At 38.8% G+C, this 21,683-nt stretch carries 11 protein-coding genes; 1 reads left to right on the forward strand and 10 read right to left on the reverse strand.

Features of this window, described 5'->3' with window-relative positions; translation table 11 throughout:
* Window positions 1-167: 167 nt before the first annotated feature.
* Both MR054_RS10340 and MR054_RS10345 read right to left on the reverse strand, forming a co-directional pair.
* Entirely contained in the window at window positions 168-1,910 is a 1,743-nt protein-coding gene (locus MR054_RS10340) for a RagB/SusD family nutrient uptake outer membrane protein (protein WP_242157800.1), read from the reverse strand.
* 18 nt (window positions 1,911-1,928) lie between these two features.
* Complete coding sequence (locus MR054_RS10345; protein ID WP_242157801.1) at window positions 1,929-4,892, reverse strand: SusC/RagA family TonB-linked outer membrane protein; 2,964 nt, start codon at window positions 4,890-4,892, stop codon at window positions 1,929-1,931.
* Between the two features lie 394 nt (window positions 4,893-5,286).
* Between MR054_RS10345 and MR054_RS10350 the strand changes: the two genes are divergently transcribed.
* On the forward strand, window positions 5,287-7,089 hold the full coding sequence (locus MR054_RS10350) for an alkaline phosphatase (RefSeq protein ID WP_242157802.1): 1,803 nt from the start codon (window positions 5,287-5,289) through the stop codon (window positions 7,087-7,089).
* Window positions 7,090-7,129: 40 nt separating this feature from the next.
* Here MR054_RS10350 and MR054_RS10355 read toward each other — a convergent pair whose 3' ends face one another.
* From MR054_RS10355 to MR054_RS10390, 8 genes are all read right to left on the reverse strand, one after another.
* Window positions 7,130-8,569 carry a glycoside hydrolase family 125 protein gene (locus tag MR054_RS10355; RefSeq protein ID WP_242157803.1) on the reverse strand — a complete coding sequence of 480 codons (1,440 nt, stop codon included), beginning with the start codon at window positions 8,567-8,569 and terminating at the stop codon, window positions 7,130-7,132.
* Between the two features lie 91 nt (window positions 8,570-8,660).
* Window positions 8,661-10,958 carry a GH92 family glycosyl hydrolase gene (locus tag MR054_RS10360; RefSeq protein ID WP_276520167.1) on the reverse strand — a complete coding sequence of 766 codons (2,298 nt, stop codon included), beginning with the start codon at window positions 10,956-10,958 and terminating at the stop codon, window positions 8,661-8,663.
* 206 nt (window positions 10,959-11,164) lie between these two features.
* Window positions 11,165-12,295 carry an acyltransferase family protein gene (locus MR054_RS10365; RefSeq protein ID WP_242157805.1) on the reverse strand — a complete coding sequence of 377 codons (1,131 nt, stop codon included), beginning with the start codon at window positions 12,293-12,295 and terminating at the stop codon, window positions 11,165-11,167.
* Between the two features lie 12 nt (window positions 12,296-12,307).
* Window positions 12,308-13,810, reverse strand: coding sequence for a glycoside hydrolase family 28 protein (locus tag MR054_RS10370; protein ID WP_242157807.1), 1,503 nt, complete (start codon window positions 13,808-13,810; stop codon window positions 12,308-12,310).
* A 21-nt stretch (window positions 13,811-13,831) separates the two neighbouring features.
* A complete protein-coding gene (locus MR054_RS10375) occupies window positions 13,832-16,120 on the reverse strand; it encodes a GH92 family glycosyl hydrolase (RefSeq protein ID WP_242157808.1) in 2,289 nt (762 codons plus the stop codon).
* Window positions 16,121-16,153: 33 nt separating this feature from the next.
* Window positions 16,154-17,707: a glycoside hydrolase family 28 protein gene (locus tag MR054_RS10380; protein ID WP_242157809.1), complete on the reverse strand. Its 1,554-nt coding sequence runs from the start codon at window positions 17,705-17,707 to the stop codon at window positions 16,154-16,156.
* 21 nt (window positions 17,708-17,728) lie between these two features.
* Window positions 17,729-20,041, reverse strand: coding sequence for a GH92 family glycosyl hydrolase (locus MR054_RS10385; RefSeq protein ID WP_242157810.1), 2,313 nt, complete (start codon window positions 20,039-20,041; stop codon window positions 17,729-17,731).
* 130 nt (window positions 20,042-20,171) lie between these two features.
* Window positions 20,172-21,677, reverse strand: a complete 1,506-nt coding sequence (locus MR054_RS10390; protein ID WP_242157811.1) for a CehA/McbA family metallohydrolase — start codon at window positions 21,675-21,677, stop codon at window positions 20,172-20,174.
* Window positions 21,678-21,683: the final 6 nt, after the last annotated feature.

The following is a 21,683-nucleotide window of genomic DNA, read 5'->3' on the forward strand; positions in this document are numbered from 1 at the left end:
CCCTGTAGACAAATTGTTTTGATAACATGCATCCAATACTGCTTAAAGTTGTTTTGCGAAACCACAGGGTATAGATTTGAATAAAAAAACACAGGCAGAAAACTTTCATTATCTGCCTGTGTTATACAATTAAACTAAAACTAAACTATAATAAACTAACTCAAATCTTAATATCCACTATTTTGTTCCAGATAACCTGGGGTATTAGAAGCTCCGTCTATAGCAGACTGTGGAATTGGGAACAATCTGTTATTTGGATTGGCATCCGATTTTTCTGTCCACGGATCTTCATAGTGACCAAAACGGATCTGATTGGTTCGTCTTAGGCCTTCCCAATAGAATTCGAAACCAAATTCTCTATACAGCACATCCAAATTCACTGATGAAAGTGCAGCAGGGATAGGTGATCGTGCGGTTCTGGATGTTCTTACTGTATTGACATCGGCTAAAGCCCCGGCAGCATCTCCATTTCGTAATTTTGCTTCGGCACGCATCAAATATATTTCGGCGTAACGTAATAACACGATATCTATGCTACTAAAGTTGTTAGCGTTTGGCGATGTACGGCTAAAAGCGTATTTCGAAAAACGGTAACCTGTGTGATGCGCTCTTCCTTCGTTAGTGAAATCAATTTGCGGAGTCAAATCCACATAGGCCACATTTTTATCCGGACCATTACCTTTGATTTGTTTCACAGGGTAAATCCTGTACCCTTCATCACAGGTATAAAATGCTCCGTTCGGGTCTTTTCTTGGTCCCCATGGCACGCCGCGAATTATACCTCTGTCAAATTCATAATCATCGGCAGATGCACAGTAATAGTGATCTTCATCATTTAATGGTGATAAACCTGTTAAATCTTCAAGCTCCGGCGGTATTTGTTGGTTCTTCTTATAAAATCTGGAATCGGCATCCGCAGGATCTGTAGCACCATATGCATCTACCCAGGTTTGATAGAAATCCGGAGTCATACCAGGGCCATCTGTTCCATCCGAACTTGGAAACTCAGGTCTACCCCAAAGGGAACCTGGTAATGACCAATAAGTCCATCGACTGTGTTCTCTTCGCAATACACCTCGCTGATCTAAAGCAAAAATTAACTCCGGGTTAGTATTGTTGTCATCATCGAACAAATCAAAATATTCGGGAGACATGCTAAACAGTCCCGAGTTAATAATGTTATCGGTATATTGAATCACTTTATCCATATCGGCAGTTGTGAAATTAGGCGTTCCGTAAGGGTCGCGGTACACTGCTGCATTTAAATTCAATCGTGCCAAAAAGCCCCATACTGCTGCTTGGGACAATCGACCCGGTGCTTTGTTCGTATTGATTACATCGACCACAGACAGTAATTCACTTTCAATATAATTAATAGCTTCCTGACCACGAAGTACTACAGAGGTTTCAGCAGAGGACTCCTTTTGAAAAACAAGACCCCAGCTATCTAACATAAGCATATTTAAATAGGCTCTAAGTGCTTTCATTTCATACAACGCTCCAGCTGCTTCTGAATTTCCATTTTCTGCCAACGGTGTTAGCACCTCGATTGCAGATAAGGTTCGGGAAATGTTTTTAGTTAGCTCATTCCATGCGCTACCCACTAAATCGTTGGTAGGTGTGATGGTGTGTGCGTGCGTCGCTAAGAATTTACCGCCATCGTACCAGTCGGTTCCACCGCGATAAGGCAAAATGGCTTCATCACTGGCAATTTCCTGAAGCCCAAAATAGTTGGTATGACGCCATACCCATGACACCTGACCATAGGCCGGTGCTAAAGCTCCGGTAATCGCTTCTGCTTGACCGGTACCTTCCAAATTTTCATCAAGCACTTCTTCATTTAAATCGGTACAGTTCCAGTTTAAAAGTAAACTGGCTGCAAGAATTGTGTATATTATTTTATTTTTCATTACCTAAATTTTTTTTAATTAAAATGCTACGTTTAGACCAAATAATACCGTTCTATTCCTAGGGTAACTGTAGTAATCAATACCATAAGTTTTAATATCATTTGTTGGGATACCTGTATTAAGTTCAGGATCAAATCCACTATAATCTGAAATGGTGAATAAATTTTGTCCTGTTATTGTTAGACGAATATTATTAACCATATCTCCTATTCCTAATACATTTGGATCTAAGCTATACCCTAATGTAGCGTTGTTTAATCTTAAATAGCCTCCATCTTCCAAATAACGATCTGAAACCGTGTTCGAGTTGGATGCAGACTCATTCGGGTACTCGATAGCCCTATTTGTTGTATTAAAGGAGTTGGCCAAATTTCCTCTATTGAAGAGAGACATTGCCACGTGGTTGTATATTTTATTGCCACTTACACCATTAAAATTTAACCCTAAATCAAACTTCTTATAATTAAAGTTAAGAAAGAAGGAATAGATAAAATCCGGTAATGCATTCCCTGCAACATAACGGTCGTCATCTAAAATTTCGCCATCACCATTTCTATCACTAAATTGATTTAATCCATCCGAACCTATTCCATCAAATTCCAACATATAAAAGGCGCCGATAGCCTCCCCGTTAAGCACGCCATTAATGGTGGCCCCGGTTTGTCCTGCTCCTTGTGCTGCTCCTGTAGTTAGTATTTGATATGGAGAATTTACAACTTCATTTTTAATTATAGAAAAATTACCTCCTATGTTATAGGAGAAATCCCCGTTTTGGTCGCTTTGATAATCAAGAGCCATCTCCAAACCATTGTTTTTAATTTCCATATCCGGAATATTGGTCCAGTATCTATCAGTCGGTTGGATAGGATCTGTTGGTGTTACTTCCAATAAAATATTCTCAGAGACCTTATTAAAGTAATCTATCGTACCGGATAATCTATTGTTGAACAGACTAAAATCTAAACCAACGTTAAACTGTGTAGATACTTCCCATTGAATATCAGGATTTGCCAAACGCGTGTAAATTGTACCATAAGGATAAGCACTTATGTCGTTCGCTCCTGATAATAAAGGGTATGTGTCATTATCAGTTATACTTTCCGTAAAACTTGCTTTGGTTATTTTTGCGGGTATTTCCTGGCTACCCGTTTGTCCCCAACTTGCTCTTAATTTAAGATTGTTTATGGATTCGGATGAGGCCATAAACTCTTCATTGGTAATATTCCAACCCAAGGCAAAGGATGGGAAATAACCATACCTGTTGTTACCACCAAATTTTGATGAACCATCCGCCCTAATGGTTGCCGTTAATAGATATCGGCTATCATAGGCATAATTCAAACGTCCAAAAAACGATTGTAATTCATTTCTTATCGCATAAGCCGACTGCAATGTTGGTTCCGAAGCTGTTTCAATTTGATATCTCGGTTCCACACCATTATCAGGGAACCCTGATAAATTAAATACTTTTTGGTATACCTCCGTCTCCTGGTATGAATGTCCACCTAAAAGTGTGAAGTTGTGTAAATCCTTAGTATAGTTATACGTTAGTGTGTTTTCCACTAATGTATTTTGATTTTTTGTCGTAGAAGAATTTAAAGAACCTAATGTAATAAAGGTCTCTGTGGCATATGGCCTTAGCTGGATGTCCCTATTCGTCATCGAATAATCGACCCCAATATTTATTCTATAAGTCAGTCCGTCGATAATCTCTAATGAAGGTGCAATATTTGCTAAAATCCTGTAGTTATCAGCAAAATCGCCATAGAGTCTTTCTGAGACTAAAGGGTTTACCACATCATTACTTAAATCTGAGGTAAGCTCTCCATTAGTATAAACAGGATCGGTTGGATTCATGCTCAGCATATTGTTTATGATGCCATTCGTATCTGGCCGGGTATTGTCTATTTTACTTCCCGTAAAATTGAATTCTACCTTTAATTTATCTTTAAGACCTCTCTGCGTTAAATTTAAACGACCTGAATAACGCTTTAAATTACTGTTTCTAAATATCCCTTCCTGATCGTCAAGCCCTAGAGATGCCGCATATGAAGAATTTTCTGTTCCTCCGCTCATTGAGAAATTTATATTCTTAGAAACGGCCGTTCTCGTTAATTCATCTTGCCAATTAGTCGATCCGCCGCCATCATTCAAAACACCGTTAATGGCGTTCACCTGAGTTCTAAATTCATCAGCGCCAAAGACATCTACTTCGTTCGATAAGTTTGAAAAAGCCGTAGATACCGACAAATTCATTTGTGTTTTACCTTGCTTACCTTTTTTGGTCGTAATTACAATAACCCCATTGGCCGCTCTTGATCCATAAATAGCAGCAGCAGAGGCATCTTTAAGTACATCTATACTTTCTATGTCTTGTGGGTTAATAAAGTTTAATGGATTGGTAGACACACCAATTCCCGTATTATCAAGAGCAAAACCATCTACTACGTAAAGTGGTGTGGTTCCAGAACGTAAACTACCTACACCACGGATTATCACATCCTGAGCGGCTCCAGGCTCTCCACTGGCAGCCGTAATATTCACACCGGCTACTTTACCTTGCAAAAGCTGTCCCGCATTCGCTACGACCCCTTTATTAAAGCCTTCGCTTTTTATAGAAGCGATCGCTCCGGTTACGTCTTTTCGTTTTTGAGTTCCATACCCTACAACAACTACCTCGTCGAGGGCACTTGCATCTGATTGGAGTGTAATGTTTAGTTTAGTTTCTGTGCCGATTGTTACCTGTTGTGTAACCATCCCAACATAAGATATCTCTAGCACATCTCCTTCTGCGGCCTGAATCGCAAAATTTCCATCGAAATCGCTAACAACACCTCTGGAAGTTCCAACCAGTAAAACATTGGCTCCTGGTAAGGGCATACCTGTTTCATCGGTTACCGTACCCGTAATCTCGATTTGCGCCCACGATATTGTGGATAATGCGACCAATAAGATTACCATTAAAGTTGTAATTTTTTTCATATTTGATCATTAAAAATTAGTTATTTATCAGCGAAATAACAACAAAATTGTCATATTCTGAATTATTTACACCCAAAACCCTATGCAAAGGTTTGCATAAATTTATGCTTTTTTCCGCATTACTTCATCTTAAAAATACTCCGCTGTATCACTTATTTTTAAGTCCCTTTGACTCCTGAAACAAACTCTAATAAATATAATCCATTTTTATTTACTCCCGACGTTTTATCTGATAAATAATATCTCCATTATTAATCAATAAACCACAATGACCCATTCCATATTTATTGCATATTTCTTTTTAACCAACAATGCAAACCTTTGCACAACAACTGTGCTTTCAACTTTTCCATCCATGCTTTTTTATTGTTATTTTGTGATAAATCAAAAATTCATGTTCAGAAGATTTAACATCCTAGCCTTTTTGCTTTGCACCTCTTTCCAATTTGTAGTGGCCCAGCAAACCCATCTCATTAAAATTCATTCGCATAACGACTACCATCAAACCGTTCCATTTTGGAATGCTTATTCTAATGGATTACACTCCATTGAAGTTGACATTTATCTAAAGAATGACACCCTTTATGCAACACACGGAGTATCTGAGATCATACCAGGCCGTACTATTGAAACCCTGTATTTACAACCCTTAAAGCGGGCATTGACATTGCAATTGGGAGAACATAAGCATTTACAACTGTTAATAGATATAAAATCTGAGGCTTATGCTACGTTAAATAAATTAATTGCGATTTTAGATACCTATCCCACACTTATAAATAATCCCAAAGTATCTTTTGTAATTTCAGGGAATGAGCCAAAATTAAAAGACTTCACAAGTTACCCAGATTATATACAGTTTGACTATCAAAGCTTAAACGATATCAATGATAAAGCCATTTGGGATAAAATTGCATTGATTAGTCTAAGTTTTAAAACGTTTTCTGCTTGGAATGGATATGGCCGGTTGACTGCTCCAGATTACATAAAGGTTAAAACTGCTATTGACAAAGCGCACAGTTATAACAAACCTTTTAGGTACTGGGCTACACCAGACTCTAAAACGGCCTGGAAGGCCCTAAGCGATTTAGGGGTTGATTTTATAAATACCGATAACCCATATGGAGCCTCGGCCTACTTAAACACCTTAAGCCAGCGCGTTTATTATAATAAAACATCCTCGAAGGTGTATACTCCAACTTATAAAAGTGATAAAACTGAAACCCCTATAAAACAAGTTATATTGCTTATTGGGGATGGCAATGGATTAACTCAGATCTCTTCTTCTGTACTCGCCAATGGAGGTCAGCTCACTTTAACGCAGCTTAAGAGCATTGGTTTTTTAAAAACGCAATCGGCCGATGATTTTACCACAGATTCCGCTGCTGCGGGGACGGCGCTGGCTACCGGTTCTAAAACGTATAACCGTGCCATCGGGATAGATGTCAATGGACTTCCTATAGCAAACATTACCGAGGTACTATCTGAAAAGGGGGTTCTTTCGGGCTGTATTACCACGGATAAGATTACCGGGGCCACTCCGGCATCATTTTATGGACACCAGAAAGATCGTGATCATATTAAAGAAATTGCAAATGATCTGTTAACCAGTAAACTGTCTTTATTTATTGGTGGTGGAGCCAATATTTTTAAAATCAATTGGGACAGCTACGGGTTTAGCATCATAAAACAACCGGATGACATATCACGTAGTACAGCTGACAAAATCGGCTACTTTATGGCTGAGGATGATGTACCAAGTATACTTGAAGGACGCGGGAATTTATTGGCTGATGCCACCAGAAATGGTTTGACTTTTCTCCATGCAAAAAATACACCTTTCTTTTTAATGGTCGAAGCCGCAAAAATTGACAGTTATGGACACGATAACAACGTATCAGGTATTGTTTCAGAAGGAATTGATTTTGATAAAGCCATTACCGAGGCCATAAAATTTGCTGACCAAACGGGGGATACACTTGTAATTGTTACGGCAGACCATGAAACCTCAGGGTATAGTATTCCGCAGGGAAATCTTAAAAACAAAATGATCGAAGGCTCATTTACGACTCATGACCATACAGGAACTATGGTTCCGATATTTGCATATGGCCCCTATTCGCATGAATTTACCGGAGTTTATGAAAACAATGAAGTGTTTCACAAAATACTTAAAGTATTGGATTTACATCCATAATATTTAGCTTAATCAACATTCGGTGTTCCTAATACCCGAATTATATGGATTGCAACAATTGGGGCTTTTCTTTGTGTAATTTTAGAATCAACTCACCAAATAAGGTATTGGCCCAAGCGAACCAATCCCTGGAATATTTAGAGGCGTCATCTTTATGAAAGGTTTCATGCATAAAGCCCGAACCGTTATGGGTACGCATTAGCTGACGGATGCACCAGACAATTTCTTTATCGTCTGTTGATGTCATGGCCCGTAAAATAATACCCATAGGCCAGATGGTATCCATTCCCGCATGTGGTCCACCCTGTCCTTCCCCTGCTTTTCCTTTGAAATAATACGGGTTATCCTGACTTAAAAGATAACGTCTGGTATTATTGTAAACCTCTGTATTATAATACGCTCCATGTATTAAATATTTCATTGCGATCAACGAAGGAATGTTAGGATCGTCAATGAAAACCTTATTACCAAACCCATCGACCTCGTAAGCATATATTTTACCATAATCCAAATGTTCCGATATGGCAAACCTATTGATAGCCCGCAAGACTTCACTCGAAAAGTTAGCACAACGTTTTGAAAACTCACTGTCTCCAACAACCTCTTTGTAAATTTCACTAAGCTGGGCCAAGGCCTCAACAGCAAACAAATTTGAAGGGATTAAAAACGGGAACAGGGTGCCATCGTCCGACGGACGAAATGAGGAGGCTATTAACCCCACTGCCTTAACAGGTCGCCCTTTACCATAAAATGGGGCCGTAACGGTGCTATTACTTGATACACGCTCAAAATAGTATGGCGTACCACCGTTTTTACGTTGTTCGGTTTCCAAGGTTTGTACGGCCAGTCGCATGGCTTGGTCCCACTGACTATCAAACACCGAAATATCTCCTGTTTCTTTGTAATACCCGTGAGCCAATCTTATGGCGTAGCAAAGGGAATCTATTTCCCATTTACGCTCGTGAACACCGGGTTTTTGTTTGGGCCTGTCATCTTTCCACTCGGAAACCCTTGTGAGGTCTTTAAAAAATGCATTGGCATAGGGATCCAATAAAATGCATTGGGTTTGCCGATTGATCAATCCTTTAAACAAATCTTTCAATTTATTATCGGTATTAACAAATGGAAGGTACGGCCAAATTTGGGCCGTAGAATCTCTTAGCCACATGGCATCTATATCTCCCGTAATAATGAAAGCATCGGGTTTACCATCTATAATTTCAAAATCCACGGTAGTATCTAAAGTATTTGGAAAACAGTTTTCGAACAGCCAGGATAATTCGGGATTTGAAATGCCTTGCTTTACTTTTATGATAATATCCTCAATGGCTTTGCTGGTAAATGTTCTTTGGGAAGGCAGTGGCCGGTTCGATTTAAAATCCTGAGGTTTTAGCGCAAATCCTCTTAAGGAGTTACCCATAATGGTAACTCCCGTCGTTGCTAAAATACTGTCTTGAACAAACTTTCGTCTTGATATCATATGTTATATTTTTTTCCTTTCCAAATTAAACTCTTCTAAAAACATCCTGTTACATTTCTTATCCCTCGTTATAAGATGGCTCCAGGATAGCTTATTCGCTTCCAGGGTATATTGGCTTTGCCGATGGTGGCACATCTTCTGGAGCAGTGCCCCAGGTTTTATTGGCCTTAGCTCCCATTTCAAGTTCTAAAACACCACCATCTCTTAGGGCCTCATGGGAGAACCAGGGTTTATCCCAGACCTTCCCATTCAATTTTGCTGATTGAATATATTTATTCCCCGTATTATTATTCTTTGCAATAATTTTAAATGATTTTCCATTTGATAATTGTAACGTTACACTTTTAAAAGTAGGACTCCCAATATTATAAACGGGCATTCCCGGTGTTACAGGATAAAACCCCATTTGTGAAAACACAACAAAAGCAGACATGCCACCACCATCTTCATCACCAGGAACGCCCATGACATCATTTCTAAACCAGGTTTTTAGTAATTTTTGGATACGTTTCTGAGTTTTCCATGGTTGCCCGGCATAATTGTATAAATAAGGAATATGTAATGAAGGTTCGTTGGCCATGGAAAATTGACCTACATTACCTGTATGATCGGGAAGCTTTGCATAAAAACTGTATTTCGACATCCCGAGCGGCTCCGCAAATGTTTGATTCAGATTATGAATAAAATTTTCCCTGCCTCCCATAAGCGCTATGAGGTCTGCTACATGGTGTGGCACATCCCATCGGTACACCCAACCATTATTTTCACCATAAAACTTCCTGGCCCCCATACCACCGTCAAATACATAATCAAAAGGTTCTATAAATTTCCCATCCTTATCTTTAGGATGAAAAAAGTCGGTTTTCGGGTTAAACACGTTTCTGTAATTGTATGATTGTTTTAAAAAATGATGGTATGCTTCATCTAACCCCAATTCCAGGGCTAATTGCGATAAACACCATTCGTCATATGATGTTCCCAAAGTAACGGCTATAGGTTGTCTGCTTTCAAAAGGATGCACCTCCGGAATGGTTTCAACCTCTCCTTCATAGAGGGCGGGTATATAGCCATGCTCCTTGTAAAAATCGTCTAACTCTCCGGCAGGTTTACCCGACCAAGGCGCTAAGGTTTTTTGAGTAATGGCATTTTTTCCGGCCTGATATCCTTTCTTTAAATCGAAATTCCTTAAGCCTTTGCGATACCCATCAATCAATGCGGCCACCCCATGGTTGGAATTCATACGTCTGCTATCACCAGTAATTTCGGGAAAGGTGGGTAACCAAAAATGTTCCATTTGCTCAGACATCAAAATAAAAGAATTCAATATATCCTCTTCCTTCCCAGGATCGAGCAGTACCCTTAAGGGATGATGTGCCCGGTAAGAATCCCAAATCCAGTCATCGGTATAAAAATCTCTCCCGTTATCATTATGTACCTGGCCGTCAAAAGCGCTATAATATTTTCCATCTTCAGAAATATTAACGGGTCGCTCATAACAACGATACAACGAGGTATAAAACACCGTTTTGTCATCCTCAGAACCACCTTCAACTTTAAGTTTTCCAAGGGCCTGATTCCAAATTTCCTTACCCTTGTTTTTGATTTCCAAAATGGTTTTGCCACTAACTTCCCGAAGCATGTTATTTTTAGCCTGATCCTCACTTATAAAGGAAACCCCATAATCAATATCCAAAGCAAAGTTAACACGATTATTATGAAACGTTAAAATAATAGCGGCCTGATTCCCTTCTGTAAAGGTGCCTTGAATCTGGATGCCTTCTTTTAAAATGGAAACCTTATCCGGTGCAACCAGAGGTTTTAAATAAACATATACCTTGGTGTTGTTCTCAATGAACTGATAGCCTGAAACAGCAGTTCCATCCCATGACAATGCCCCTCTTTTTGAATGTAACATTAAAAAAGCATCTTCAGAAGCTTCAAAGGTTAATTTGTATTTTGCAGATTGATGGGATACGGCATAGTCGACCAGTATGCGATCGTCATCCAAATAGACCTGATAAGAGGAAGGCGTAATCTTTTCATTATCATAACTATAATACCTAACCGGTTCTAAAGGGTTTGTTAATGTATTAAACGGACTCATATTAAAGGCTGAACTTCCACGATGGCTCGTTGTAATTAAAGGTAAACCATGTATTAAATCCTGGGTATAATCAGCACGTTCGGGATATACTCTCAACATACTGTTCGGTAAATGTATTGTTGGGAATGTAGGTACCAACAAATGACTAATATTTCCCATATAAGGGTTAACATAGTCTACCACATCTTTTTGAACAATTGCTCCATTGTCATTGACACAGGAACAGATTAGTATCATAAAAAAAAGAGAGAGACAACGCTTCAAATTATTAAAAAATACGATCATAATTGGTGTTTGCTTTTAACGGATAATTGAAATTTAAATACCTCTTAGTCTGAGCTCAAAGTCCTTTACTTTTTTAAGATTCATCTACTATTTTATGGGCGGAAAATACATCCTTTAAAGCAGCATAACCAAATATTACTTTCCGTATGTCACCTTTGTGAAAACCCATGAAAAATTGACCCCAAACAAAGAGTCTATAAATTTAATTAAATCTTTATATAGATTCGCCTTTTATCTAACCACCATCCAACACCCCAACACAACATAGTAAAAGCGATAGCCGTAACCAAAGACCCAAAACTTCCGGGAAATATGGCTTGAAAAATCCTTTCACTGACCCATTCGAACGCATCAAGTCCCGAACCCGTGGGTATAGTGCGTAAAGTGATGAAAAAAAGTTCGGAAAATAAATAGATAAACAATGGGTTCTTACCAACAATATTAAAGACTTCAGCACCAGACGTACGCTTTTTAATCTCTATTAAATAAATTAAAACGGCTATTATTAGCAGATCAATTCCCACAGTATATAGCACGAATGAACTGGTCCATAATTTTTTTCCAATAGGAAAAATTAAATCCCACCAAAGGGCCAGAGCAGCAAGTACAAATCCTGCCATACATAGTTTTGCAATACCTTCATAGGATTTTCCTGCTCTTTGAATATATTTTCCCGCCAGTATTCCGGCTAAAACATTTACAACAGCGGGTAAAGTACTTAATATCCCTTCAGGATCAAATGGTATTTTATCGCCTTTATAAATATGGCCCTCACCTAAAATAAAAAAATCTAAACGCGTCCCGGCATTTATTGCCATATCAAGTTCTCCGCCGGGCGCACCAAATACATATAAGAGGGCCCAATATGCCAATAAAATAACAGCAGCTGTAATTAAGGTACCACGTTGTTTTACATAATAAAAAATAACGGCACTTATAAAGTAACAAATGGCTATACGTTGCAGAACTCCCATTACACGTGTTTCTGAAAATGGTTTTAACTCCAAAGTTCCATCAATTCCTTGTTGAAAAAAGGGATACCAATACATCAAATAACCCAATAAAAATATGATAACCGTGCGCTTTATCACTTTTTTCCAAAATGCCTTAGGGCCGGCCTCCTTTAACTTAGTCATGGAAAAACTCATGGCATTTCCCATTACAAAAAGAAAGGTTGGAAAAACCAGATCTGCCAATGTAAATCCAAACCAATCGGCATGCACCAAATACGGATAAAGATCGGCCCCGGTGCCGGGCGAATTGACCACGATCATTAAACAAATGGTCATTCCCCGAAATACATCAAGGGATAAAAACCGATTACTCTTTATATTCATAATCTTTTAATTTTAGTTGACATCGATGTTAATAACAGTTGCATCCTTTACGATTATTTGATCATCCTTGCTTTCAGGTATGGTTACATTTTTAAGTGTAATGTCATGGGCCTGATCAAAAACAAATGCAGGACGATAGTCATCGTTTTCTATGGTCACTTTTACATTATTAAATTCAATTCCCCTGGCATGCCTTACATAGAACCCCCAGGCCGGTAATTCTCCAAACATGGAAAACTCGGGATAATCCTTTATGTTTTCCGGTACTTTAGACAAACTGTCTGTAGGAATGTAGGCCACTTCCCTGGAAGCCCTTCCCGGGTAGGCTATTTCTATATTTTCAAGCACCACATTCTCCACTATATGTCCCGGAATTCCAACAATGGAGGATGGAAATGTGTTATGGGGAACCCTTACCTCAGGGCCATTCATTTCGTAATTTTTATCCGGACGCCCAAAAGGCACCTGAACTTTTACATTTTTAATATTTATGTTTCTCACACTTCCAGGCTTATCACCACTTCTATGCCCCAATCGAATAAAAATGGCATTCCCCGTATTGGAGGCATTGATATTAGAAACATTTATATTTTCAACTGTACCGCCATCAACAGATTCGATAGCGATAGCCGATCTAAAAGTATCATAAACTTCAATATCCTTTATAGTAACATTTTTAAACCCTCCTCTGGAAGCTGTTCCGAATTTTATGGCACTGGCACTGGACCGTACTTTGCAATTGGCCACATAGATATTCTCACACATTAGATTATTGGTACTTGATTTCAGGCAGATGCCATCATCGGCAGTGTCAACAATACAATTGGTTACCCTTGCATTAACGCAATCTGTTAGATCGATACCATCATTGTTTAAGAATGTCGTACTTTTTACTTTTACACGATCTACCACAATATTCGAGCTGTTCCTGTAATCTTGAATCCAGCAAAGACCATTCTTAAACGTTACATCCTTAACTTGCACGGAATCACAATTATAAATGTAAAGTATTTTAGGTCGGTTACCCTCTTCCGGTCGTTTTTGGTGCCAGGGGTTATAGGTCTGGTATTCCAAATCTTCCAGTGTTCCCTCGTTTAACATTTTATAAATATCCTTTATCAATTTATGGCCGTTTCCATCGATGACACCATCCCCTGTGATGGCTATATTGTGTTGACCATTAGCCACAATTAAAGGTGAGGCCTTATGACTGGGCCCGTAATCCATTCTTTTATCACTTCCCAACAAAACGGCGCCCTCCTCCAGATGCAATTCCATATTCGATTTCAATTGAATTACACCAGTCAGGAATTGACCATTTGGAACAATTACCTTTCCCCCTCCATTTCGAGAAATCTGGTCAATGGCTTTTTGAATTACCTCCGTATTATCTGTTTGCCCATCCCCTTTTGCACCAAAATTTAAAATGTTTATCTCAGCCTGATTACCACAGGCCACAATTTGAAGAAAAAGCAGACTAAAAACGAGTCTTTTATACATAGTCTTTATTAACATATCTATCGGTTTTTGCTAAATTTAAAATGTTCCATCCGATTTGGAAGGAGGTAGTTCTCCCGTTCCCCATATCTTAGAAGGTGTACTGCCCATTTTTAACTCAAGCACACCACCATTAACGATATCTTGATGCTCAATAAAGGCTTTTTCAAATGGCTTTCCGTTCAATGTTGCCGATATAATGTATTTATTATTTTGATTAAGCTGTTTGGCCCGAATGATAAAATCGCTTCCATTCTCCTGATGTATTACGGTTTCTTTAAAATAAGGGGTGTTAATGAGGTAATAAGACTGACCTGCATTCGGATAGAGTCCCATCATATGAAAAGCCAACCACGAAGACATGGCTCCTGAATCGTCGTTTCCGGGAATCCCGTCCCTTCTGCTACTGTAATTGGCATCAATAATTTGATGGATCCGGTCGCTACTTAAATCCGGTCGACCTAACCAATGGTATAAATTCGGACTTAAAAATGATGGCTCATTGGCCACATTATAAAACCCTTTATCAAAAAAAGTATTCAGCCTATTTAAAAAGGCTTCTTTTCCCCCGGTTTTTTTGATAAGCATTGCGACATCGTGGGGAACAGACAATGAGTACTCCCAAGAGCTTGCCTCATAAAAAACGCCACACCACCAACACACACAATTGGGCCAGTCCTGGGCAAGAGGCGTATATTGAATATAGTTAACCTTTCCATTTTCTGCATGACACTGTATGCTATCCACCCATTTCCCATTGGCGTCTTTAGGCATGATAAAACCTCTTGAGCCATTATCTTCAATATCCCTCCACAGATTTTGCCAATTATCGGACTGTTTTATAAAACGCCAGTATTCACCCTTACGCTCTATCCCTTTTGCTACTGTTGCCAAACAATAATCGTTATACGCATACTCCAATGTGCGATTTCCCGAACGCACAAAGTTAGTCGACACATACCCTAAACGATTATAATCGGTAAGTCCACCACGCCCTTCCTTTTCCTCATTACCACCGGGAGGAAACATGGCATCCTTCATCATGGCTTTAAGTCCTAGTCCATAATCAATCCCCTTCAACCCCTTAACAAAGGCATCAGCAATCACCACTTCAGCATTCGACCCCCCTTGTGTACGTCCATTGCAATTACCACTTCGTGCATCGGGCAGATATCCATCCAGTTTATAGATTTGCAGCATGGCATTTACGATGTCTACTTCGCGTGAAGGTTCAATAAGCGTAATTAAGGGGCTGGAGGATCGATAGGTGTCCCAAATAGCATAGAAATCATCGTAATACGGGGTGTCATTTTCCCAGAGGGGATTTTCTCCCGTACGATCTACCGGCATGAGCATAGTATGATATAATCCGGTATAGAACATCTTCTTTTGTTCTATTGGTGCATCTTCATCAATTTCTACTCTTTCTAAAATACGCTCCCATTTCTGTTGTGTTTCCGCCAGTTCTTTACCAAAATCCCAATGTGGGATCTCATGATCAATATTCTGTTTTGCTTTTAAACTGCTTATGAATGAAATTCCTATCTTAAAGTTTACGCTTTGCTCTTTTAAATCATCAAAAAACAACATAGCGCCCGTTTTACTACCGTCATCCACTTGCGCGTTTTTACCAGGATAAAATTGTTCATTCTTCCATGTGGAAAAATCGGAAAACGACTGATCAAAAACAGCAAAAAAGTAAACGGTATAAGCACTTCCATTATTCCATCCACCTCTTATTCTGGTATATCCCTGTACCTCGGTATCTGATACCACCTCAATTTGCGACCCTACAAATTGCTGGGCTTCACGACCATCTGGAATATCCGATTCCCCAAGGTATCTACCTAAATCTATTTTAACCGCATTTCTATTGCCTGAATTAAAAGTAAACCGGTAAAATGCGGCCCTGTCTGATGTTGTTATCTCGGAATGTATGTTATACTTACTAAGAACTGTTCCATAATAGCCTAACGCCACCTGTTCTTGTTCCCTTAAGGATCCCTGTTTTATGGATGTAAACTCACCTGAAAACGGCATAACCGATACATTCCCATATTTAGGACCTCCCCCTGTACCACTTACATGCACCTGGCTAAATCCGTAAATGGCTTTATCCAAATCCGGGGAATAACCACTATTGGCATTTTTAGCATTATCCGGCCCAGGTTTCATCATTCCATAAGGACATGAAGGTCCTATAAACACATTGCCAAGACCCTCTGATCCAATCATAGGATCGACAAAACGGTGATTTTGGGCATTCAAGAACGCCACATTTAGTAATAGTATAAAACACGTTAGAACACTATTTTTAATAGATTTCATTTTTTTGACTATTTAGATATGCTTTTAGAATTGTTAATCGGTTGTTTTAATTAGGTCTTTATTTAAAGTTAAGTCGGTATCATCGACATCTTTTAATACAATCTGAGCTTTCTTTTCCATCGGCAATTCAATTTGGTCCATGTGTAAATCACTCACATCATCAAAAACAAATGCCGGTCTAAAATCAGAATCCTCTAATGTTAATCTTATATTATTAAAAGAAATACCTCTAGCATGGCGCACATAAAAGCCCCAGGCCGGCAGTTCACCAAACATCGAAAATTCGGGATAATCACTCATCTTTTCGGGAACCTGTTCCAAGCGACTTAAAGGGATATAGGCCATACCTTTGGTGGCCCTTCCCGGATACGAGATCTCAATATTGTCAAGATGCACCTGTTCAACATTATAATCCGGAATACCAACAATGGAAGCCGGAAAAGGGTTATGAAAAAAATTAACTTCAGGACCTCTCAAATCATAGTCAATGTCGGGGCGTCCAAATGGGACCTCAACATTTATGTTCTTTAAACTGATGTTCTTAATACTTCCCGGTTGTTTCCCCGAACGATGCCCTAAACGAATAAAAATGGCATTTCCAGTATTCTTAGCGATTATATTATTTACTTTAATATTTTCTATAATCCCGCCATCAACAGATTCAATCGCTATTGCAGATCTGAAGGTATCGAAAACTTCAATATGCTCAATGGTTACATTTTTAAAGCCTCCATAAGATGCTGTTCCAAACTTAATGGCACTCGCACTGGACCTTACGGTACAATTTGAAATAAAAATGTTATTATTAAAATGATTTGGGGAATGTGATTTCAAACAAATACCATCATCGGCAGCATCGACATTACAATGCGTTATCCTAACATTATGACAGTCTACAATATCAAAACCATCATTGTTCCAATAGGCCCTATTATAAACCGTCACGGAATCATAAACCACCTGATTACACTGCTCAATGGTTTGTAGCCATCCGGCTGAATTTTTCAAGGTGACCCCTTTAATTTGGATGTCCTTACATTGTTTTAAATTAATCAATTCCGGGCGGAAAGATTCATGGGGGCGCATGCGTCTTAGGTTGTAATTTGGATCTACTCTTTCTCCGATATGATGAAGGCTGTCTATTGCCAAAGCCAATGCTCGACCTTGGCCATCAATGGTCCCTGTCCCTAATATTGAAATATTTTCTGCATGGCCTGCAAATAAAAAGGCCAGATTCCCTATTCCTTTTCTATACTGATAGGGGTCTGTACTTCCCAATAAAACAGCACCTTCTTGGAGGTATAATGTGACATTGCTTTTTATTTCTATACTTCCAGATAAAAAACGGCCTTTGGGAAATATTATTTGTCCACCTCCAAAACGATCCAAAGAATCTATAATACTTTGAATCTTTTTGGTGTTTAAAGTCTTTCCATCCCCTACAAGGCCAAAATCTTTTACATTAATACCATTAACAGATATGTCCTTATTTGTTTCTGTGCTACTTTTACCTTGATCCTTTTTAGATTCACAATTCATACTAAGTGTCACCAAAAGTAAAAACAACATTTTGTGAATTCTTTTCATAATATGCTTTTATTTTTCCTGCTATTTGCTCATTGAAAATGGCTTGCTATTATCTTTTAGTCCCCAATTTTTATTTGGTGTTGAACCCATTTTAAATTCTATTACCCCTCCTTTTAAAAAATCAAAGTGGTTAAAATATGTACTTGTATAAGGTTTCCCATTATATGTAATTTGCTGTATAAAATTATTTCCAGAGGATGCTCCTTTAGCAATAAAAACAAGTGTTTTACCATTTTCCAGATTAATGGTTATCTTATCAAAATGGGGGCCCGAGATCACGTATTCCGGAACAGAGGGTGCAACGGGATAAAAGCCCATAGCTGCAAAAACATACCACGCCGACATTTGTCCGGCATCATCATTACCACTAAGACCTCCAACATCATTACTGTATTCGGTTTGCATAATTTGCTTAACCAATGCTTGAGTTTTCCATGACTGCCCGGAATAATTGTACAAAAAAGGAATTTGATGCCCCGGTTCGTTTCCATGCCAATATTGGCCTTTGGAATGAAAGCGATCCAAATTATCATTAAATGCCTTGGTTCCTCCCATTAAATTAATTAGGCCCTGCACATCCTGAGGGACATACCAGGTATATTGATAGGGTGTCCCTTCGGTTATATAGGGCTGCCTCACATATTTGTCAAAATCATTAACAAAGGTCCCATCAGCATACTTACCCCTAACCGTTGAATCCTTTTTACTGTACACCCTCTTATAATTTAACGCACGTTCCCTAAGAAGTTTAGCATGTTTTTTATCTCCCATTCTCTTCGCGATTTGGCTCAAAGCAAAATCGTCGAAGGCATATTCCAGGGTCCTGGATACCTGCTCATTGTTATGAAACGATTCTTTTACTTCCTCCTCTAGAGGAATATAACCGTATTTCATATACGATTCCAAAGCTCTTCTCCCCTTACCATTTTTATAATCGACATACGATTCAGGAGATTCGAAGGCATTTTTAAGTAAATAATTATATTGCTCTTCGTTAAGTTCAATAATATCTTTCATGTAGGCATCTGCAATAGTGGCAATACCATGATCTCCTATCATAGCCGAGGTATAACTATTCCAGCATGGAAATATAGGTAGCCAACCACCTTGCTCTGCTTTTGAGAACAGGCTTTGCATCATATCGGAACTTATGGATGGCGTCAATAAATTAAAAAGCGGATGTGAGGCTCGAAAGGTATCCCACATTGAAAAATCGACAAAATAATCCTTACCACTTATAGTATTCCTTTTGCCAGTTCCTGCAAATCCTGGGTAAGAACCGTCAACATCATTAAAAGTTCGCGGCTGTAAATAACTATGGTACATAGCCGTGTAGAATACAACCTTGGCATCTTCATTGTGACCTTCAACCTTAATTTTTGAGAGTAACTGTTCCCAATTTCGTTTTAATTCTACTTTTATATCATCGAATGTCTTCTTTTGTATCTCTGCTTCAAGATTTTTACGGGCATTAGCTAAACTTGTAAAAGATGTTCCAATATAGGCGTACAAGGTTTCATTTGGTTCTGTATTAAAAGAAATATACGCTCCCAGGTTTTCCTGATTTGATATTTGCGCCCTTCCTTTATGAATATGATCATTTTGATAGGTTCCAAATGCCCTTACCTCTTTATCGAATTTTACCACAAAATAGCCATTAAATCCGGCGTAATCTCCCCATCCTTGATAAATCCTGTGTACTGGATTGTATCCTAAAATTTCATTATTTAGGGTATCCACTTTAATAAAACCCTCACCTTCATCACTATTCGGATTTACTACTAAATGAGCTTCTCCTCCATTATTGAATTTAAATTTGAACAAGCCAGATCGTTTTGCAGCGGTCATTTCCACATCGATGTTATAATCATCTAAACGCACTTCATAGCTATACGGGGTAGCCCTTTCTGTTGCATGAGAGAATTTTGAACCTCGATTATCCGGTAAACATTTTAATGGTCCTGAGATTGGCATAATGGTCATACTTCCGTAATCCTGAACACAGGAACCACTTAACCAATGACTTCCTCTAAATCCCGTAATAATTGAATCCGTATAATAATAAGGTGCATGGCATTTGGTTTCGGTCGATTGGGTTTGTGGTGTCCAATTGGTCATTCCAAACGGCAGTGTTACAAAGGGAACCACCTGGGCATTATTTTCTTTATGCAACCCATGTTTTATAGCACTTATTGTCGTAGATGGCGCTGTACCAATTAGAGGGTTCACATAATCAACCAAATCCTTAACCTGGGCATTCGAAAGAAATATTCCGACAAAACCGCACAGACTTAAAAGATAATATTTTATATATTTTTTTAGGTTACTATCCATTTTACTTTTTAATTGATAATCACGACTAAAATGCTTAAAAATCTTCTTTCCAAATATTTAATACCATTTCTTTAAGTAAACTACATGAGGTTAATTCGTCGCCATCTATCACCCCTTTTCACAACACATGCTAATTATCCCAATTTATATAAATAGGGTTTCCAACTAATACCAAGGTTCCTTCTTTGTTCCTTATGTTAACCCGTACCCATTGGCGCATCCCAGTAAGTGGAACACTTTTATACTCTTGTAAATAATCTCCTTTTGTTTTTTTCCGGCTTACCGTTTCACCGTCAACAATGAGTTCGACAATAGCATCTTCAACACCCTGTACATTCACTTTTAAATCCAATTGCTCTCCTGTTTTTCCTGTTAAATCACCTCCCATGAAAACGTGTTTCCCATTTAAGTCACCCATCATTTCCAGCAATCGCCTTTCCGAACCTCCCTCTATCTCTACGAAGGTATTTCCTGAACGAATACCTTCAAGAATAGCGGCCTGAGATAATCTTTTAGTATAAACATAGGTCCGTACCTGCCCAATATATTGATCATGTGTCTTAATCTTTATCAAATGATGGGCGTCGCTGGTCCCTACTCCTGTTAATCTTATGCCCTGATTTAAGAATTTGGTCCAATATTCAATTCCTGACAGTGCCTCTTCTATATTCCCTTCTTTTCGTGCTATGGTATTTCCACTTACCACCTCAATAGCATTTATTAATGCCATATTCGCTTCTTTAGGTCGCCATCCTCCATAAATCCCCGGATGGTTAATGATTACCAAGCCATGTTCTTCTTTTACATGTTCCAATACCTCATTAAACGTAAGGGCCCCGGGAAATCCCTCCCTAAAATCCATAAATGACCTTGTTCCGAGTATATTGGCGTGGCCAAAGGGCATTGTTTGTTCTCTCCCGGCTATTATTAACAAATCATCAAAATAAGGTTGCAATTCATCCAATATGGCAAAATGACTCACGGTATTATGATCGGTCAAAGCAATAAAATCTAAACCTTGAGTTCGTGCTGTTTCTAAAACTTTGTGAACCGGACTGGGTATTCTTTTACCCTTTTTACTCAAGGTGGTACCATCACTATGTCCGGAATGCATATGAAGATCTCCTCGATACCAGCCCGCTTCTTCTATTAATGGATTATCCCCAAAAGCAAATTCCTGATGCGCCTCATTGCGTTTTTTAAAATGAATGGAAATGCTATAGGTATCATATCCTCTTGACTCTGGAACACCCAACCAAAAATACCAGGTACCCGGTACTATTTTACCTCCTGAGTAAGACGGTGTAGCCCCGGTTTCCCTTATCGTGAAATCTGATTTATTACTTCCACTCCATCCTTTAAACCCCATTGGGTCGGACAATCCAAAATCTAAAATGGTCCCCTGACCTTTTCCTGTGTATTGGACCTTAAAATTAATCTCAACAATATCGTTATCGGGCACCTGAAAAGGAAGTTCCAAATACGCACCTGCCTCTTCGGTCAAAACGCCCTTTAAAACCACATCCGGTTTCTCCGATTGCGCAAAAACACCAAGAGCAGTACATTGCCATAAAACAATAAAAAGTAGGGTTCTTAAATCGATTCGCATTAGGCTAATCCTTCTTAATTTCTTCATGTCGTA

Origin of the sequence: Aestuariivivens sediminis (assembly GCF_022662105.1) — a bacterium.
In the GTDB taxonomy this organism is placed as follows: Bacteria; Bacteroidota; Bacteroidia; order Flavobacteriales; family Flavobacteriaceae; genus Aestuariivivens; species Aestuariivivens sediminis.

Excerpts from the sequence above, each read along its gene's own strand:
- MR054_RS10355 (WP_242157803.1), bottom strand. The coding sequence starts at position 8,569 with ATGATATCAAGACGAAAGTTTGTTCAAGACAGTATTTTAGCAACGACG.
- MR054_RS10350 (WP_242157802.1), top strand. The coding sequence starts at position 5,287 with ATGTTCAGAAGATTTAACATCCTAGCCTTTTTGCTTTGCACCTCTTTC.
- MR054_RS10390 (WP_242157811.1), bottom strand. The coding sequence starts at position 21,677 with ATGAAGAAATTAAGAAGGATTAGCCTAATGCGAATCGATTTAAGAACC.
- MR054_RS10385 (WP_242157810.1), bottom strand. The coding sequence starts at position 20,041 with ATGGATAGTAACCTAAAAAAATATATAAAATATTATCTTTTAAGTCTG.
- MR054_RS10360 (WP_276520167.1), bottom strand. The coding sequence starts at position 10,958 with ATGATCGTATTTTTTAATAATTTGAAGCGTTGTCTCTCTCTTTTTTTT.
- MR054_RS10340 (WP_242157800.1), bottom strand. The coding sequence starts at position 1,910 with ATGAAAAATAAAATAATATACACAATTCTTGCAGCCAGTTTACTTTTA.
- MR054_RS10370 (WP_242157807.1), bottom strand. The coding sequence starts at position 13,810 with ATGTTAATAAAGACTATGTATAAAAGACTCGTTTTTAGTCTGCTTTTT.
- MR054_RS10375 (WP_242157808.1), bottom strand. The coding sequence starts at position 16,120 with ATGAAATCTATTAAAAATAGTGTTCTAACGTGTTTTATACTATTACTA.
- MR054_RS10380 (WP_242157809.1), bottom strand. The coding sequence starts at position 17,707 with ATGAAAAGAATTCACAAAATGTTGTTTTTACTTTTGGTGACACTTAGT.
- MR054_RS10345 (WP_242157801.1), bottom strand. The coding sequence starts at position 4,892 with ATGAAAAAAATTACAACTTTAATGGTAATCTTATTGGTCGCATTATCC.
- MR054_RS10365 (WP_242157805.1), bottom strand. The coding sequence starts at position 12,295 with ATGAATATAAAGAGTAATCGGTTTTTATCCCTTGATGTATTTCGGGGA.